The organism is Hymenobacter negativus (assembly GCF_016056375.1).
Taxonomy (GTDB): Bacteria; Bacteroidota; Bacteroidia; order Cytophagales; family Hymenobacteraceae; genus Hymenobacter; species Hymenobacter negativus_A.
Genome location: NZ_JAEDAE010000002.1, coordinates 248,113 through 265,413, shown reverse-complemented (window position 1 = coordinate 265,413; position 17,301 = coordinate 248,113). Strand labels below are relative to the sequence as shown.

15 protein-coding genes and 1 pseudogene are annotated in these 17,301 nt (G+C 61.1%); 6 read left to right on the top strand and 10 right to left on the bottom strand.

What is annotated here, in order from left to right:
• Positions 1 to 193 precede the first annotated feature (193 nt).
• Positions 194 to 2,119, top strand: a complete 1,926-nt coding sequence (locus I7X13_RS06030; protein WP_198074773.1) for a hypothetical protein — start codon at positions 194 to 196, stop codon at positions 2,117 to 2,119.
• A gap of 134 nt (positions 2,120 to 2,253) precedes the next feature.
• Here I7X13_RS06030 and I7X13_RS06025 read toward each other — a convergent pair whose 3' ends face one another.
• From I7X13_RS06025 to allB, 7 genes are all read right to left on the bottom strand, one after another.
• Positions 2,254 to 3,693, bottom strand: a complete 1,440-nt coding sequence (locus I7X13_RS06025; RefSeq protein WP_198074772.1) for a DUF6986 family protein — start codon at positions 3,691 to 3,693, stop codon at positions 2,254 to 2,256.
• Positions 3,694 to 3,813: 120 nt separating this feature from the next.
• The gene (gene uraH / locus I7X13_RS06020) at positions 3,814 to 4,152 is read right to left on the bottom strand and encodes a hydroxyisourate hydrolase (protein ID WP_198074771.1); all 339 of its coding nucleotides are present in this window, start codon (positions 4,150 to 4,152) and stop codon (positions 3,814 to 3,816) included.
• Positions 4,149 to 4,658 carry a 2-oxo-4-hydroxy-4-carboxy-5-ureidoimidazoline decarboxylase gene (uraD, locus tag I7X13_RS06015; protein ID WP_198074770.1) on the bottom strand — a complete coding sequence of 170 codons (510 nt, stop codon included), beginning with the start codon at positions 4,656 to 4,658 and terminating at the stop codon, positions 4,149 to 4,151. Before uraD ends, uraH begins: the two co-directional genes overlap by 4 nt.
• Positions 4,636 to 4,920, bottom strand: a complete 285-nt coding sequence (locus tag I7X13_RS06010; RefSeq protein WP_198074769.1) for a hypothetical protein — start codon at positions 4,918 to 4,920, stop codon at positions 4,636 to 4,638. The genes uraD and I7X13_RS06010 overlap by 23 nt, the downstream gene beginning before the upstream one ends.
• A 75-nt stretch (positions 4,921 to 4,995) precedes the next feature.
• The gene (gene allE / locus I7X13_RS06005; protein ID WP_198074768.1) at positions 4,996 to 5,742 is read right to left on the bottom strand and encodes a (S)-ureidoglycine aminohydrolase; all 747 of its coding nucleotides are present in this window, start codon (positions 5,740 to 5,742) and stop codon (positions 4,996 to 4,998) included.
• A 1-nt stretch (position 5,743) separates the two neighbouring features.
• Positions 5,744 to 6,997 carry an allantoate amidohydrolase gene (locus I7X13_RS06000; protein ID WP_198074767.1) on the bottom strand — a complete coding sequence of 418 codons (1,254 nt, stop codon included), beginning with the start codon at positions 6,995 to 6,997 and terminating at the stop codon, positions 5,744 to 5,746.
• Positions 6,998 to 7,001: 4 nt separating this feature from the next.
• Entirely contained in the window at positions 7,002 to 8,339 is a 1,338-nt protein-coding gene (gene allB, locus I7X13_RS05995) for an allantoinase AllB (RefSeq protein ID WP_198074766.1), read from the bottom strand.
• A gap of 244 nt (positions 8,340 to 8,583) precedes the next feature.
• On the opposite strand from allB, the gene I7X13_RS05990 reads away from it, so the two are divergent.
• Entirely contained in the window at positions 8,584 to 10,002 is a 1,419-nt protein-coding gene (locus I7X13_RS05990; RefSeq protein WP_198074765.1) for a urate hydroxylase PuuD, read from the top strand.
• Between the two features lies 1 nt (position 10,003).
• Positions 10,004 to 11,002 carry an XdhC family protein gene (locus I7X13_RS05985; protein ID WP_198074764.1) on the top strand — a complete coding sequence of 333 codons (999 nt, stop codon included), beginning with the start codon at positions 10,004 to 10,006 and terminating at the stop codon, positions 11,000 to 11,002.
• Positions 11,003 to 11,032: 30 nt separating this feature from the next.
• Here the strand turns inward: I7X13_RS05985 and I7X13_RS05980 are convergent, their stop codons facing one another.
• A complete protein-coding gene (locus I7X13_RS05980) occupies positions 11,033 to 11,647 on the bottom strand; it encodes a DUF4136 domain-containing protein (RefSeq protein ID WP_198066951.1) in 615 nt (204 codons plus the stop codon).
• A 224-nt stretch (positions 11,648 to 11,871) separates the two neighbouring features.
• Complete coding sequence (locus tag I7X13_RS05975) at positions 11,872 to 12,474, bottom strand: histidine phosphatase family protein (protein ID WP_198074763.1); 603 nt, start codon at positions 12,472 to 12,474, stop codon at positions 11,872 to 11,874.
• 257 nt (positions 12,475 to 12,731) lie between these two features.
• On the opposite strand from I7X13_RS05975, the pseudogene I7X13_RS21420 reads away from it, so the two are divergent.
• Positions 12,732 to 13,229: pseudogene (locus I7X13_RS21420) on the top strand (Uma2 family endonuclease).
• 101 nt (positions 13,230 to 13,330) lie between these two features.
• Here the strand turns inward: I7X13_RS21420 and I7X13_RS05960 are convergent.
• The gene (locus I7X13_RS05960; RefSeq protein WP_198074760.1) at positions 13,331 to 15,220 is read right to left on the bottom strand and encodes an ABC transporter ATP-binding protein; all 1,890 of its coding nucleotides are present in this window, start codon (positions 15,218 to 15,220) and stop codon (positions 13,331 to 13,333) included.
• Positions 15,221 to 15,391: 171 nt separating this feature from the next.
• On the opposite strand from I7X13_RS05960, the gene I7X13_RS05955 reads away from it, so the two are divergent.
• Positions 15,392 to 16,087 carry a porin family protein gene (locus I7X13_RS05955; protein WP_198074759.1) on the top strand — a complete coding sequence of 232 codons (696 nt, stop codon included), beginning with the start codon at positions 15,392 to 15,394 and terminating at the stop codon, positions 16,085 to 16,087.
• A gap of 403 nt (positions 16,088 to 16,490) precedes the next feature.
• On the top strand, positions 16,491 to 17,297 hold the full coding sequence (locus I7X13_RS05950) for a DUF4468 domain-containing protein (protein ID WP_198074758.1): 807 nt from the start codon (positions 16,491 to 16,493) through the stop codon (positions 17,295 to 17,297).
• Positions 17,298 to 17,301: the final 4 nt, after the last annotated feature.

Sequence of the window (17,301 nt, the reverse complement as noted above, 5' to 3'; positions counted from 1 at the left end):
GACGCCAGTACTTTTTCTTTCAGCATTGCGCGGCAGCTCAATATTTCGCAGAAGAAAACAGCCGTTTCCAGTCCGGTAGCATCACGGGTGCTAACCTGTGCTAACTTGCTGAGGCATATCGGCTGCGCGATGAACCATTCATTCGCGCAATCTGGATGTGCTCAATGACATTTCTGCCATCCAGCTTCGATATATGCGGCATTACTACACGCTTTTCCTGGCATCCCTAAGCTTGCTGCTGAACCTGACAGCCTGCTCGCCGGATACCAAATCTGAAACCCGCGCCAGCCGAAAAAGCCCACCGGTTGCCCAGAACGACACTGCCGCAGTCACGTCCAGCGTCGGCGGGGGTAAACCCAATGCCGACCAGCAGCCTGCGGCAGCCCGCCCGGGGCGCAATACGGTACTGGCCCCGGCCGGCGAGGAACTGGCCGAGGATGCGCCCACCCTCCCGCCACCGTCTCGGCGCCAGCTGGCCCGATTTACCCGCCGGCAACGACGCGCAGCTACGGCTACTCCCGCTCCTACCCCACCAGTCGATACGGCGCGCCCGGGCGCAGTCGCCGCTAGTGTTCCGGCAGCAGCCAGCGCTGCTGACGCCGCTCCGACCCTGCCCGACGGCCCCAAAACGGCCCAGGTTTTCCGGATTCGGCCCGACCGCGACACGGTGCTGTATGGCACCGAAGGCACGGTGATGCGCATTCCGGCGGGAACCTTTGTGCAGGGCACCGGCCGACAGAGCACTGCGCCGGACGGCATGGTCGAAATTCGACTGCGCGAGTTTTACTCGATGGCCGACATTCTGCTGGAACGCCTCACTACCATGGCCGGTCCCAAACTACTCGAAACCGGCGGCATGGTGCAGCTCAGCGCCACCACCGCCGACGGCCGCGAATGCAAGCTGAAGCCCGGCAGCGAATTTGAGCTGGGCTTCCCGGCTACCCGCTCCATCGACGGCATGCAGCTTTACAACGGGCTGGCCACGCGTGACCGCGGCCTCAACTGGAAGCTGGCTCCGCAAGCCAAAGCGGTCAAGCACAAGGAATGGAAGGCCTCGCAGCACTGGAGCAAGCCGCACTTCAAGGGTGGCTATGCCAACGCCCGCCACCGCCTGAGCAAGGCTATTGTGTACGACCAGGCCACGGCCATGCGCCTCAACGGCTACCAGGCGCCCGGCCAATTGCGCCGCCAGCTCCGGCACGATGGCCAACGCGCGCCGCTGGTGGGTACGGTGCAGGCCAGCTTCGAGCTGTCGGAAACCGGCCGGGTCAACGACGTGTATTTCCGCAACGCCACCCAAGCCGACTCGGCGCTGCAAGCGGCCGTGGTGCAGGCCCTGCGCCGCCTCAAAGCCAGTCCCACCTACCTGGGCATGCGCCGCAACAGCCAAGCCACCCGCAGCCTGATGAAAGTGGACGTCCGCTTCACCGCCGACCGCCGCGTACTGGTCGACCACCTGCGTTGGGACCGCGCCAGCACGGTGGCCCTCTACCAGGCCGACCAAGAGCGCAAAGCCACTGGAAAAGGCCACCTCACCAACGCCCAGCTGCAAGCCGCCCCGCTCGAAGCGGTGACGGACGAGCTGTTCAAAAAGCGTCGAGCCAATGCCAAACGCTACACGGTGGGCACCCTACTTAGTGAGCAGCTGAATTACGTGAAGGAGCTGGCCGTGTTCCGCATCAAGGTGGTGGCCTCGGCCCAGCCCCTGGGCGCTTACAACTGCGACCGGCCCTTACCGGAGCGCCTGCTTGCCCGCGCCCGGGGCATGGCCCGGAGCGTGACCCAGACCAGCAACATTCGCGCCCCCAAAGGCGGCCTGGATAAGCTGGCCCTGGTACATCTGGGCCTGGAGCACCCTGACACAAAGCCGGCCGACATCAGCCTGGTGCTGCGCGACCAGCGCTGCGTGATACGCGGCGACGCTAAGGCCGGCCGCGTCACGTTCGAGCAGTTAGCCGACAGCACGGCCGCCACCCTGATTGCCATTCGCCGCGAGCAGGGCCAGTTGTACCTGGGCCTGCGCGACGTGGTGGTGAGCCAGCGCGTGGAGCCGCCGCTGCAGTTTCGGCCGGTCACGGTGGCCGAGTTGCGGGCGGCCGTTGCGCGGTTCGATTTGTAACCACATTTGGGCCGGATAATCAATTTACCATCAACAAAAAGAGCTCCTTGCTGGCCGCAAGGAGCTCTTTTATTATAATTCGTCAGGCTTCCCTATCCCAAATGAGAGGGGCCGGGGGTGTGGTGTGCATCGGATTATTTCGCTGCCTTCGCCCGCCGCCCCTGCAGAATGCGGTAGAACGAGCGGGTTTGTACCTCTTCCAGCGTGAGGCCGGTGGCCAGAATTTCCTCTTCCGAAATCGCGCCGCAGTTCAGGGCTTTGAGGAAGAAATTGAGCAGGCCTTGGCCGGTGGCGGCGTCGTCGAAAATGTCGCCGGTGAGGGTGGAAATAGCGGCGCGCTCCACGAAGGTTTTCAGGCGAAACACCGCGTCGTCGTAGCTGCTGAGGAAGAAATTATAGGTGGCGGCGTAGCGCATCGGCAGCTGCGCCGGGTTCAGGTCCCAGCCCTGGTAGAAGCCGTTGATGAGCGAGTGCGTGCTGTGGTGGTAGGCCTGACGCCAGGCGTTGTGCACCGACTCGCGGTTTTCGCGCAGTTGGGCAAACGTGAGGTTGTCGCCGCGGTGCGGGCCGATGGGCATCACGTTGGTGGCGCCATCGGAGAGGAAAATGCCGGTGCCGCCCAGCGCCACCTTGGTCATGTGGTGGGCGAAGTCGCACACGGGGTGCGCCATGGTCTGGTACCGGGCCGTGATGCCGCAGCTGGCTGTGTAGTCGTAGGTACCGAAGTGGGCCGCAATGCAGCGCCCCTCGCTGGCCCGGATAATGCGCATGAGCGGGTTGCGCCCCTGCTCGTCCATGATGATTTGCGTGGCTTCCACCATCGTTTCCATCTTGAGTGTGCCGGGGGCCAAGCCATTGGCCTTTTCCAGCAGCTCAAACAGGCGCACCATCGTCGTCATCTGCTCCGGAATGGTCACCTTAGGCAGCATCACCACGAAGTTGTCGGGCAGCTTGCCGCCGGTTTCGGCCAGCAGCGTGGTCAGGAAAATATCGAGCGTGCGCACGCCGCGCTGCTTCAAATCCTCGGTGAAGGGCTTGATGCGGATGCCGATAAACGGCGACAGCGTGCCCTGCTGCATGCCCTTGGCCACTTCCTGGGCGGCGCGCACGGCGGTTTCGTCCTCCTCAGCATCGGGCCGGTTGCCGAAACCGTCTTCAAAGTCGACGCGGAAGTCTTCCACAGCCTCGCGCTTCAGCTTCGCCACAATTTTGTTGTACACCGAATACGCCAGCCAAGCGGGCTCCTGCTTGCGTTCCTCGGGGCTCAGGGCGTCGAGTTTGGCGGTGAGGGCGGCCACATCAGCTTCCAGCGTGGGCAGCTGCTCGTGGTTTTTGAACTGCAGCGCGCGGGCCAGCTCCACGAAGTTGGGCGCGTAGGTAAGCAGGTTGTTGAGGGCGATTTCGCCCATCTTCACGCAGGTATCGGCCTTGAAGAGGTTGGCGCCGCCGTACACGGTGTGCACGGGCTGGCGGTCGGGCCGGTCGCCGGGGTATGTCTGCTGGAATTTGATATTGGCTTCGCCGAGCTGGTCGAGCAGGGCGGATTTGTCAGAATCTTGTAAGCTGAGTTTCATTGGTGGGAATCTGGTTGTTCGTTAGTTGATGTAGAGACGCATAATTGCGTCTCGTCGTCCGCGCCGTAAAGCATTATGCGCCGTCGTTACCGTTCAACGACGAGACGCAGTTATGCGTCTCTACGACCCGCGGTAGGTGGAATACCCGAACGGATTCAGCAGCAGCGGTACGTGGTAATGCGCATTTTCGGCTACGTTGAATACGATTTCCACAAAGGGGTAAAAATTAGCTGTGCCATCCTGCGCGAAATATTCCTGGGTGTAGAATTTCATTTTATACACGCCTAATTCTAACTGCTTTTCTTTCGGCAATAAATCTGGGATTCGGCCGTCAGAATTCGTCTTGCCGCGCGCTATTTCCTGCCAATTATCCCCTACTTGTTGCAGCAGCGCAATGCTGACATTCGCTGCCGGCTTGCCCTTAGTGGTGTCGAGAATATGAGTGGTTATCTGGCTCATGCGGCAAGGAGTTTTTCGAGGCGGAGACGGGTAATTTTGTTTTGCTCGCCGGCGGCAATCAGGATTTCGTCGGCGGGGTCATTGGTTAATCGGGCTTGCAGCAGGGCCAGCATTTCATCGGCCGTTTTGCCGGTGGCGCACACAATGAAGATGTAGCCGAACCGGCGCTCATAGTCTTCATTTCCCGTTGCCAAAGCCTCCAGTGTTTCCTGCGAAGCCTGTTTCACCGAGGCCTGCTCGCCTTCGGCCCAGGTGCTGGTGCTGGCAAATTTGGCGCGTAACGCTTCCACATCGCCACCTATTTTGGGATGGTGCGTGAAGGCTTCGCGCCAGTCGGCTTCGTCCAGTTTATTCCACGTGGTGTTGGCCTCGTCCATCAGCGTTTCGACGTCGGACACGGGAAAGGCGGCGAGCATATTTTCCACCCATTTGGTCGAACCACAGCACTTTTGCAGGGCTTCGGCGAGGGCGGGTTTGGGGAGGCTATTTAGTTCGGTCAGATTCATTCGTTGATTCCTTTCCTCGCAATTCTGGATGGGCAATATTGCGGGACATAAATTCAATAGTGCCTTTATCACGGCGAGCTTTTTCGGCAAAATCAATGCCTATGCCGCAGCTAATTAGCGCAATTATTATTGCTGCACTCAGCCCCCAATTGTTGTGCATGTTTAGCCAGATAATTAGGCCGATAATTACGCCAATAATTACCGGCGAAATAAATATCTGGAGCCACGCCAGCGCCGAAAGCAACCATTCGATGATTTTCATTTAAGCAACGAATTACTTATTGCGGTAGAGATGCTTCGGCTACGCTCAGCATGACGGGCTATTGCTAACCGGCGATTAAATCACCGTCGGAAAGCGGTTCACGTTCTTGTAGTAGATGTACACCGACGGCTCCTGCCCCATGGCCGTGGCCCATTGCTGGCAGTACGGCGCCATCCAGATAGAATCACCTTTTTTTACCGGGTACCAGCACTGGTCGAGCATGTAGATGGCCTGACCTTCGAGGTACATCAGGCCGTGCTCCATGATGTGGGTTTCGACCATCGGCAGGTTGCCGCCGAGGCCGTAGGTGAAGATATTCACGGCCATATCGAAGCCCGGCACGTTCGGCAGCAACTCTTGGATGCGCAGGGCCTCGTCGTTCATGTAGATGGGCGCTTTGCTGTAGTCGCGCTCGCCCCAGAATACGCCCGGCGTGGCGTGGCCCGCCAGCGGCTCGTACACTTTATGGAATGTTAAAAGCTGCGTGCCGGCCTCAGGCTGGCTGAAATCATACGACTGATTTACGGGAACATACACATACTCGCCCACTTTCAGGGCGCGGGTTTCGCCGCCCACGGTGGCCGTGCAGCCGCCCTGCACCACGTAAAAGAAAATCTGCGAAGCCTCGGTTTTGCCCTTCACCTGGCCGGCCTCGGTGAGGGTGATGAGCGTCTGGCAGAGGCGCGCGCCCATCTGCTCGTTGATGATGACGTTGGTGGTGCAGCCGGTCCAGCCGGGCACGTTGCTGTTGATGTAGCCGTCGGGGGCAATAATGGCGTGGTTGCGCTTCACTACTGAGCGCGTCAGGGCGGACATTTCCATATTATCGGGTGGGATTTTGAGTGCGGAGTAAGGTCATGAACTGGTCCGCCACGGCAATGGCGGCGGCCAAATCGGCCAATTCAACGTCCTCCAACGGATTGTGGCTGATGCCTTTGTAGCAGCGAATAAACAGCATAGTGGCCGGGGCCACGAACGAAACGGGCACGGCATCGTGGCCCGCGCCGCTCACCAGCGAAATGGTTTCGTAGCCGCTGTCGGCAATGGCCTGGGCCAGCAGCGTATTCAAACTGGCGTCGCAGGCAACGGGCGCGGTTTGCTGAATCAGCTTCCAGTCAAGCGTCACGTTGCGCTGCACGGCCAGTGCTTCGGCGTGGCTGCGGAGAAAGTCGTAGGCCTGGGCCAGTTGCTGCTCGTCGGGGCTGCGCAGGTCGAGGCTGCACGTTACTTCGCCGGGAATTACGTTGCTGGCCGCGTGGCTGATGGCCAGCTTGCCTACCGTAGCCACCAAGCCCCGGCCGTGCGCCTGGGCAAACTGCTCGGCGATGAGCACGAACTCGGCGGCGGCGCAGAGGGCGTCCTGGCGCATGTTCATGGGCACGGTACCGGCGTGGCCGGCCATGCCTTTAAACGTCAGTTCGACACGCTGCTGGCCGGCAATGGCCGTCACCAGCGCCACCGGCACGTTGCGCCCCCACAGCACGGGGCCCTGCTCGATGTGCATTTCGAAGTAGCCCAGCCACTCGGCGGCCGGAATGGCATCCAGCGTGAGCTGCGAAGCATCGGCATCCATAGCCACTAAGGCTTGGTCGAGGGAGATGCCGGCTTCGTCGCAGCGGGCCAGCAGGGCGTGGTCGAAGGCCCCGGTCACCACTTTGCTGCCCAGGTAAGTGGTGTGAAAGCGCACGCCCTCTTCGTCGCTGAAGGCAATTAGCTCGATGTGAAAGGGCAGTTCGGCTTTCTGGGCCAGCAGGTTTTCCAGCAAATCGAGCCCCATGAGCACGCCCAACGGGCCGTCGAATTTGCCGGCATTCACCACCGTATCGATGTGCGAGGCCAGCACGAAGGTTTTGGCGTCGGGGTTCGGGCTTTCCAGGCGGGCGCGCAGGTTGCCGATGCCGTCGACGCGGGTAGGCAGACCGGCGGCTTCCAGCCAGCTTTGCACCAGGTCGCGGCCTTCTAGGAAGGCGGGCGTGCCGAAGGTGCGCGTCACGCCATCCGCATCTTCGCTGATGGCCGCCAGCTCGTTGATGCGCTGCGTAATTCGCTCAGCGCGTGCCGTGTAATCCTGCTGCATTCCGCTACCGGGTTAAAAATTCGCCGTGGTTGAGGCGCGTAAAATTCGGGCGCTGAAAAACCTGTTCGCCTCGGAGAAAAGTTAATTCAATGACACCCGCCAATTCCTGGCAAATGTAAGGGGATACTTTGTGTTTGTGCTGAATCAGGTCGGCAGTTACTTCAAAGTTCTTTTCGGGGTCGAAAACGATTAAATCGGCATCGAAGCCGGGCGCAATCCGGCCTTTTTTCTGGCTTTGGCCGGCCAGCTTTGCCGGGTTTTCGCTCAGCCATTTCACGATGTCGGCGAGGCTGGCCCCGCGCCGGCGGGCGGCCGTCCAGAGCACCGGCAGGGCAAATTGCAGCGAGGCAATGCCGCCCCAGGCCGTCGTAAAATCTCCGTTTTCGAGCTGCTTCAAATCGGGCGGCGCAGGCGAGTGGTCGGTAGCCACAAAATCAATAATGCCGCTCTGCAACGCCGCCCACAGCTGGTCGTTGTTGGCCTTTTCGCGGATGGGCGGGGCGCACTTGAACTGCGTCTGGCCGTCGGCAATGTCTTCGGCATTGAAATAGAGGTAGTGCTGGCCGGTTTCCACCGTCAGCGGCAGGCCTTTGGCCTTGGCAGCGGCGATGGGCGCAATGGAATCGGCCGACGACAGGTGCACAATGTGGACCCAGCAGCCGGTTTCCTCGCACAGGCGAATCATCATGGCAATGGCATCATCCTCCCACTTTTTGGGGCGCGAAGCCAGGTAATTCGGATACGAGCGGTGGTCGTTTTTTTTCCACTCGTCGTTGTCTTCGGATAACTCGCAATGCACCAGCAGCGGCAGCTTGTGTCGCGCCAGAATCGGCATCACGCGCCGCAAATCCTCCTCCGTCGCGTTCGGAAAATCATCAATACCCGAATGCGTGAGGAAGGCCTTGAAACCAAGCACACCGGCCGCAATCAGCGGCTCAATCTCATCGGCATTGCCAGGCACCACGCCACCCCAGAAACCCACGTTGGTGTGCAGCTGGCCCTTAGTAGCAGCCTTTTTCAGCTCCAGATTGGCTACTGAGGTGGTGACGGGCGCGGAATTCAGCGGCATGTCCACCAAGCTGGTGAGGCCGCCGGCCAGCGCCGCCCGGGTGGCCGTGTCGAAGCCTTCCCAATCGGTACGGCCAGGCTCGTTGATGTGCACGTGCGGGTCAATCACGCCGGGCAGGATGGCGTGGTAGCCCACGTCAATGACCTCAGTCGCCACGACTTCGGCCTCATAAGGCATAAGGGCGCTGATGCGGCCGCTTTCGATGAGAATGGTGGCGGCGCGCTCGCCCTCGGGCGTGACCACACGCTGGCTGCGCAAAGCAAGTATTGACATGAGTAGGGAATTTGGCGCTAAATTGGGGGCTTTTTCCCGGTTTAATTAATTGGCGGCAAGAAACTACGCTTTCCCGCGACACCTCACCCCCGGCCCCTCTCCCCAGGAGAGGGGAGCCTGACGATTGGGAACAACTGCGCCGCCGTGGCTCCCCTCTTCTGGGGAGAGGGGCCGGGGGTGAGGTTCCACATTCGCACTACACCCCTCCTCTACCCCCAAAATTCCCTCATTCCCCGCTTACCCTATGCTCCAATACATTACCCTGCTTTCCCTTATACTGGCGTTTCTGCTGCTTTTGGGCGTCATTTTCGCGTTGCAGCGCGTGGCCAAAACCCGGCCCGGCGGCGGCGCGGTTGGCAGCAACGGCTTCACCCTCGAAGGCTATTCTTATGCGCTGATTCTGCTGGCCGTCATCGCAGCGGTGGGCATTGGCTACGTGCTGGCGCGTGATTCGCCCTGGGCCGGCCACATTCTGGAATGGCTCAACATCGTGGTGCGCCTCATGCACATCACCTTTGGCATTGCATGGATTGGGGCTTCGTTCTACTTCGTGTTCCTCGAAAATGCCCTCAACCGTACCGACAACGTGCGCGAGGAGCTGGCCGGCAACTTGTGGGCTGTGCACGGCGGCGGCTTTTACTACCTGGAGAAGTACAAGTCGGCCCCGAAAGTCATCCCCAAAAGCCTGCACTGGTTCAAGTACGAGGCGTATTTCACCTGGCTGTCGGGGTTCAGCCTGCTGTTTGTGGTGTATTACTTCAACGCCAGCTCCATGCTGATTGACCCGCGGGTGCTGGATATTTCGCCGCTGGCGGGCGTGGGCATCGGGGTGGGCTCGTTTGTGGCGGCCTGGCTGGTTTATGACGGGCTGTGCCGCACGGCGCTGGTGCGCAGCAAGTGGTTCATGGTCATTGGATTTATCATTGCCACGGCGTTTGCGTTTTTCTATGCGCAGGTGTTCAGCGCGCGGGCGGCCTACATTCACTTCGGGGCCATGCTGGGCACGCTGATGGTTGGCAACGTTTTCTTCACCATCATTCCGGCCCAGAAGGCCATGGTGAAGGCCGCCACCGAGGGCACGCCGCTCGACCCCACGCTGGGCAAAAATGCCCTGGCGCGCTCGCTGCACAACAACTACTTCACGCTGCCCGTGCTGTTTGTGATGGTCAGCAACCACTTCCCCAGCACCTTTGGGCACTCGTATCCGTGGGCCATTCTGGCGGCCATCACGCTGGGCACGGCCGGCGTGAAGCACTGGCTGAACCTGCGCGAAAAGCACCAGACCGACACGGCGGTGTGGGTACTGCCCGCCGCTGTGGCCTTGCTGCTGGGCGTGGTATTCGTGACGGCCCCGCCCGCCCAGTCGGGTAGCGCGGCCGGCGGCGCTGCCTGCACCCAGCAGGTGAGCATGAGCCAGGTGAATATGATTGTGCAGAAGCGCTGCATTCAGTGCCACTCGGCGCATCCCACGGACGACGTGTTCAAGTCGCCGCCCAACGGCGTGGTGTATGACACGCCGGAGGACATAATTCGCCTGAAAGACAAAATCATGCAGCGCGTGGTCGTCACCAAAACGATGCCCCAGAACAACAAAACCCAGATTACGCAGGAAGAGCGAGACCTCATCGCGTGCTGGATTAACCAGGGCGCTCAGAACAAATAAGATGCCTGCCGCCCCCCGCGACCTGCCCGTTTGGACCCTCGCTGCCGCCAGCCTGCGGGCCGGCACGCCCGTGGCCCTGCTGGCCGTGCTGCGCAGCGAGGGCAGCAGCCCCGGCCGCCAGGGCTTCAAGATGGCCGTGACGGCCGATACCGTGGCCGGCTCCATCGGCGGGGGCATTATGGAGCATAAGTTTGTGGAGCTGGCCCGCCAACGCCTGCAAACCAGTGACGCCACGCCCCTGCTGCGCCCCCAGATTCATCGGCGGGAGGCTCCGGCCGACCGCTCCGGCATGATGTGTTCGGGCGAGCAGGACGTGCTGCTCTGGCCGCTAACGGCCGGCGATTTAGCAGCCGTGGCGGCTATCGAAAACTCTCTGCAAACACTTAGCGGCGGCTTTTTGGAATTGAGCCCGGCCGGTGGGCTGCGCTTCGGACCGACTGCCGTGGTTTCGGAAGCTGCCGCTGCAAGGGATGCTGCATCAGCCGATTTCTACAGCTACCAGCCGGGCGCGGCGTGGCACTACGGCGAGCGGCTGGGCTTCCGCGACCAGCTTACCATCGTGGGCGGCGGGCACGTCAGTTTAGCCTTATCCAACGTGGCGGCGGCCCTCGATTTTGAACTCACCGTGCTGGACGACCGGCCCGACCTGCCTACGCTGGAAAGCAACCAGGCGGCCCACCATCGCCGCGTCATCGACTATGAAAAGGTGGCCGCTGAAATGCCCGCCAGCCCGCACCAATATGTGGTGGTGATGACCGTGGGCTACCGCACCGATGCCGTGGTGCTGCGCCATTTGCTGGGCCGCTCCTTCCGCTACCTGGGCGTGATGGGCAGCGTAGCCAAAATAGCGGAGCTGCGCCGGGGGCTGCGGGAAGAAGGCTTTTCAGAAGCTGAGATTGCGCGGTTGCGCGGCCCCATTGGCCTGCCCATCCAAAGCCAGACACCAGAGGAAATTGCCATCAGCATCGCGGCTGAGCTGATTCAGGCGCGGCGGGCGTAGCGCGGCCTTGTCGTCCGCGCTACAACTGGCTTACCGGTCCGTGTCGCTGGCCTCGCTGGGGGAAGTGTTACCGTTGGCAAATTCTTCGGTAAATACGCGGTAGCGGTCCAGAATGGAGCGCACCGAACGGCGGAGCACCACTTCGCCCATGGGGCCTTCGGGCACGGTCACGCCCGAGGCGTAGCCGTTCCAGACGGCGCGGTTGGTTTTCACGTCGATGAGGGTGACCAGGAGCGTGCCTTCTGCCAGGAGCAGACGGATGGGCTCGTAGCCCTGGCGGTCTTCCTTGGGCGTATCATCGGTTTCCTCGATGTTGCGCTTAATCCACTGGCTGAGGTCTTCCTGCTGAAAACCGTGGAACTTCATATCGCCCTGGTACACCCGGAAATTCACCAGCATATCGGGCCGGCGCTTAGCGCGGCGGTAGCCCTGGGCCAGGAAGCGCTGCTGAATGGCTTCGCGCACCGACTGGCCCAGGGCGCTGCTATCGGAGGTGAGGCCGGTGCCGGTTACAAAGTCGTAGGTGCGGTAGTGGCGAAAATTGCCCCGGTAGCTATAATCCGAATCCACCCGGGCTTCGCGGGTGGCCATGCAACCCGTCAGGGCCAGCAAAGCGAGTACCAATAACGTAATAGTAGGCTTCATGATTAGGGGAATTCTCGTTAGACGATGGAATTACCAATTTACGAAACCTTAGGCACTTAGGCGCTGGCAGCAGGCGAAAAAATTATGAACATCCGCCCCACGGTCTGCCAGCCCCGATTACGTCGGTACTTGGTCGCTTGCGGCGCAATTAATCTGGCCTGACTGGTGCCCGGCCGGGCCGCCAGGGCTCCGGGCAAGCCCCACGAGCGGGCACCCCAGCCACGCTAGCCCGGGCAAATCGTGGATGGCCGGATGTGCTGCCGGCTTTGGGCCAGCACCGGGCGCTTGGCTTTGCCCCGGGCCCCGCCGCCGCTGAAAGTGATGTCCCAGATGCTGTCGAAATCTTCGTCGGGCCAGTCGGGTACGTTTTCGAGGCCCAGGTCTTTGGCGATTTCCACGATGTTGTCGTGCTCCCAGACCACCAGCACGGTGCCCCGTAGCCGGCGCAGCTGCTTGGCAAACGCCTTGGTGTTTTCCACCATGAAATTGCTGTTGATGGTGAGGTTGTGCTGCACGGCGTAGGGCATCACGGTTTGCAGCATGCGCACGCGGGTGGTGTCTTTGCCGCCGGTATTGATGACGGGCACGAAGGCCAGGTTGGGCGGCGTGGGCATTAGCTGGTTGAGCACGGCGGGCAGGGCCAGCGCCCGGTTCAGGCCCGCACAGGACAGGTTGTCGCCTTCCTCGGGCTTTTCGCCGTGCCGGATGATGACGATGCGCAGCACGGGCGCGGGCGGCACGGTCGGGGCTTGCGGGGCCAACGGGCTGAGTAGGTACAGCAGGTAAAATTTGGCGCGGTCGGCTTCGGAGAGTTGGGAGAGCGTCATGGGTGGGAATGAATAAAAAAGGGCGACCCGAGCCGCGCGGCGGTGTTCGGCTGCTGCCAGTACGGCTTTTCGTTCATTCGGGTAATGCCCGGGCGGCATCCCGGCGTCAGTAGCCCGCCCCGGGTGCTGCTTTCCTATCTTTGAGGGTGTGGGACCAGCCGAATTGCAGCCGCGCCGCTACACGGTTGAGGAATACTTTGCGCTGGAAGCAGCGGGAGGAATCCGCCACGAGTTTTTTTGCGGGCGAGGTGTTTGCCATGGCCGGCGAGAGCATCGCGCACAATACCATTGTTCAAAACTTTGTACTGATGCTGCGTCCAGGTTTGCGTGGCAAACGATGCCAAGTAGCTATCGAAACAGTGCAGCTGGCCGTCGAAGCCAACCGCCACTATACTTACCCCGACATCGTGGTGAGCTGCGACCCGCAGGACCAGCAATAAAGCCGACGCCTGCACCATCCGGTGCTCATCGTGGAAGTGCTGTCGCCCTCCACCGAAACCTACGACCGGGGCCTGAAACTCAACCAGTACAAAAAGCTCCCCTCGCTGCGGCACTACCTGCTGGTATCGCAAAAAACCTGGCTGGTGGAGTGGTATCAGCTCACCGAGCACGGCGTGTGGGGCCACACGGCCCTGGCCGAGGCCGACAATACCGTCATCATTCCCGAGCTGAACCTAACGCTGCCGCTGGCGCAGATTTATGAGGAAGCCGGCGTAGTGCCCATGCAGGCGGGGTTTGCGGCGGGAGAAGAGTAGAGACGCAATATTTTGCGTCTCGTCGGCCGCGCCGTTCTGGAATCGTTCGGGTGTTCATCCAATGCAAGCCGTTCAACGACGAGACGCAAAATATTGCGTCTCTACCGGTACCCCGCCGCCTGCAGCGCAAACAGCTCGGCGTAGCGCCCGCCCTTCGCCAGCAGCTCCTCGTGCGAGCCTATTTCCACGAACTGGCCATTTTCGATGACCAGGATGCGGTCGGCCATGCGGACGGTGCTGAAGCGGTGGCTGATGAGGACGGCGGTTTTGCCCTGGGTAAGCTCCTTGAAGCGCTCGAAGACTTCGAACTCGGCGCGGGCGTCTAGTGCTGCCGTGGGCTCGTCGAGGATGAGGAGTTGGGCGTCGCGCATGTAGGCGCGGCCGAGGGCGATTTTCTGCCACTCGCCGCCGCTCAGGTCCACGCCGCCGTTGAAGCGGCGGCCAATCATTTGGTCGTAGCCGCCGGGGAGCTTGGCGATGACGGTATCGGCGAGGCTTTGCTGGGCGGCGGTTTCGATGCGGGGCTGGTTGTGGCGCTCGTCGATGCGGCCGACGGCGAGGTTCTGGCCGGCGGGGAGCTGGAAGCGCACAAAATCCTGGAAGATGACGCCGATTTCCTGGCGCAGCTCGGCGGGGTCGTACTCGCGCAAATCGTGGCCGTCGAGCAGGATACGGCCTTCGGTGGGGTCGTAGAGGCGGGCCAGGAGCTTGACGAGGGTGGTTTTGCCGGCGCCGTTTTCGCCCACGAGGGCCAGCTTTTCGCCGGCTTGCAGCTTAAAACTTAGGTTGCGGATGGCCCATTTTGTACCATTCTTGTACTGGAACCCGACGTTTTCAAACTCGAAACCCTGCTGAATGGGCCGGGGGAAAGGTATGGGTCTTTCGCCGGTAAGGTCCTGGCGCACAATGCGCGGCCGCAGCGCAAAGAAGTCGAAGAAATCCTGCAGATACAAGGCCCCGTCGGCCACGGAGCTGAAGCGGCTGAGGATGCCTTCGAGCAGGCCGCGCAGGCGGGCGAAGGAGCCGGCCAGGAAAGTGAGCTGGCCCAGCGAGATGCTGCCGGCCACGGTGCGGGCGATGATGTAGACGTAGGCGCCGTAGTAGCCGGCGGCGCCGATGGCGGCAAAGAGCGTGCCCCAGCCGGCGCGGCGCAGCACGAGGCTTTTGTTTTGGCGGTAGAAGTCGTCGGAGAGCTCGCGGAAGCGGTTGATGAGGAAATCGGAGAGGCCGAAAATCTTGACTTCCTTGGCGGTTTCGTCGGAGGCGCCGGTTTGGCGGAGGTAGTCGAGCTCGCGGCGCTCGGGCGTCCAGGAGTGCGAGAGGGAATAGCTGCGCTCGTTGAAGTGCGACTCGCCGAGGAAGGCGGGCACCACGGCCAGCAGCAGCAGCCCCAGCAGCCAGGGCTGGAAGGCCACGAGGCCGCCGGCCAGCAGCACGAGCGTCACCATGTCCTGGCCCTGGCTGAGCACCTGGCTCATGAGCACGGTGCGGGAGAGGGTTTGGCGGCGGGCGCGCTCCAGCTTGTCGTAGAAGGTGCTGTCTTCGAACTGGTCGAGGTCGAGGCGGGCGGCGTGCTCCATGAGGCGGATGGACGACTGGTTGGCGAATAGGTCGCCGAGCAGCGAGTCGAGCAGGGCCACGGCGCGGCCCAGGGCATCGGTGAGCAGCACGAGGCCGAACTCGAGGACCACGAAGTGGTATACCCTTACATCTATTAGATTCAATGTCCAAGATGGCAGCTTGGTGAGGGCCACCACTTGGTCAATAATCAGGCGGCCGACGTAGAGCGTAGCCAGTGGCAAAAAAGCCCGCACGAGACGCAGGGCGATGTTGGCCAGGGCCAGCCGGGGGCTGGTGGACCAGATGAGTTTCAGGAAGGCGGGCAGGTGGCGCAGGGCCGATACCCGCTCGCGCACGCTCACGGCGGGCTGCTCGGGGCCGCGCCGGCCGTTGGGGTTCTTGGCGGAGATGGATTTCAGAAATTCAAACATTGCCAGGCAGATGGCAAAGTTGGGGCCGGGAGGCGGGGGCAGCCGTTTTGGCAGGGGATGGGGCGGCCACCCTCTTATATTGCGCCGGCATCTTGTAAAGGCCCTCAGCAGCATTAGGCCTGCATTTTTCACAACCATAAACGGCCGAGCTGTTCGAATCAATCACCTCTCATGTTTTCATCTGCTCTCCGCACACTATTACTTACCGGCAGTCTGGCGCTGGCAGGAAGGTGTAGCTTTGCTCAAACGACCTTTAGCATTGGGCCGCAAGTGGGCCTGAATGCTTCTTATGCCAGCTACGAGTACGTTGACTATGAGACGCGCATTCGGCTTGGCATTGAAGCGGGTGTATTGAGCAGCCTTCAACTGGGCTATGTTGCCTTGCAGCCGGCGTTGCTTTTTTCTCAGAAAGGCTACCGTTTAACCACCGGCAATGCCCTTTCTACGTCCCACTTCGAGGACATTTACCGCCTCAACTATCTCACCTTACCCGTTAAATGCGTTGTCTCCCCCCAGAAAGACGGCCAGGGTGTGCAACTGCTGGCGGGGGCCTACCTGGCCCTGCTGGTGGGCGGCAACTACCAGCGCAACTTTATTAGCGGAAGCTCAACTAAGGTGACCACCGGACGGATAGTACCTAATCAATCCCCATTGGCTTATGATGAGTATTCTTCTCAGCGCCTTGATGCCGGCCTTATCGTAGGCGTGGGCTACCGTTACCAAAAGCTCCAACTTCAGGCCAATTATACTTGGGGCGGGGTCAATTTAGCCGTACCCTATACTACTCTTGGCACCCATGCAAATGCCTCAAATTACAGTCGGAGTTGGCAAGCCTCGTTAGCCTACCTGTTTGGACTAAAAAGATAACCCTCTACGAAATAATATGTTACAGCTATAAAGAAGGCCTTTAGACTGGAAGTTCCCTCAAATCATCTGGATATCAGGCACAAGTTACGCTGCACTAAACTCGCGCCTGTATGCCAGTCACCATTTCTCCTCGAAGCCCCAGCCCCACCAGCGGCTGGGGCTTCTTTATGTCACAGCCCAGCGGAAGCCACACTAGCGCCACAATAAGAAGCAAAAAGGCATCGGCCCGCACGCTGCAGCGCGAGTACACCGTGCAAGCCGCTAAACTGGCTTATCTTGCTCCATCATTTCCAGCGGCAACCTTTTAGGCCGGTGCGCAAAGCAACCCCTTGCTTTTTATCCCCCCGCCCCACCGGCCGGAGCACGCCGCTATCAGCAGCCCTGCCCCTTCTTCTTTCCCTGCATGAACCGATTGCTACTTATCGGGCTGCTGGCGGCTCTGCTGCTGCCCGCGGCCGTGGCTGCCCAGAAACTTCCCGCCTCCGACCCGCCCAAAACCTACCGGGCGGGCAGCGAGCGGGTGCCGCTCTACCGCAGCCCGGCCGATACCGCGCGCGCCGCCAGCACCTCCCTGGCTCCCAACGAAACGGCCACGGTGGTGGGACGCTACTCGCCGCGCTGGCTGGTGGTGAAGCGCACCGGGTTCCTGTTTCTGGCTGCCAGCGAGCAGCTCATCGACCCCGACGCACAGGTACCAAACCTGCAGCCCCGGCTGGCCGATGGCACGCTACTGCCGATTGATGAGCAAACGCACCGCGTCACCTACGAGGGCGTGGTGGAAGTGCCCGGCGCGACCCAAAACCAGCTCTACGACCGCGCCCTGGAGTGGATGGCCAAAACCTACCAGTCGGCCAACGACGTGGTGCAAATCAAGGACAAGGAGCAGGGCAAGCTGCTGGCCAAGGGCGGCATCCTGTTTTTCTCGCACGGCACGCCCATGGGCTTCGTGGTGCACACCCAAACCATTTACGTGAAGGATGGCCGCTACAAGTACCTCATGACCGGCTTCAAGCACCAGAACATCCTCACCAACGGCCCCGTGGCCCGCGATGGCTCGATGGGCGCGCTGGAACAATCTACTCCGCCCGAAGGCTTCCGCGACAAGCTCTGGTTTGAGATGCTGGCCGGCACCAATGCCAAAGTAAAAGCCATGATTGCCGACCTGGAACAGGCCATGCAGGCCAAAGGCAAAGACCCCAGCAAGTTTTAACCGG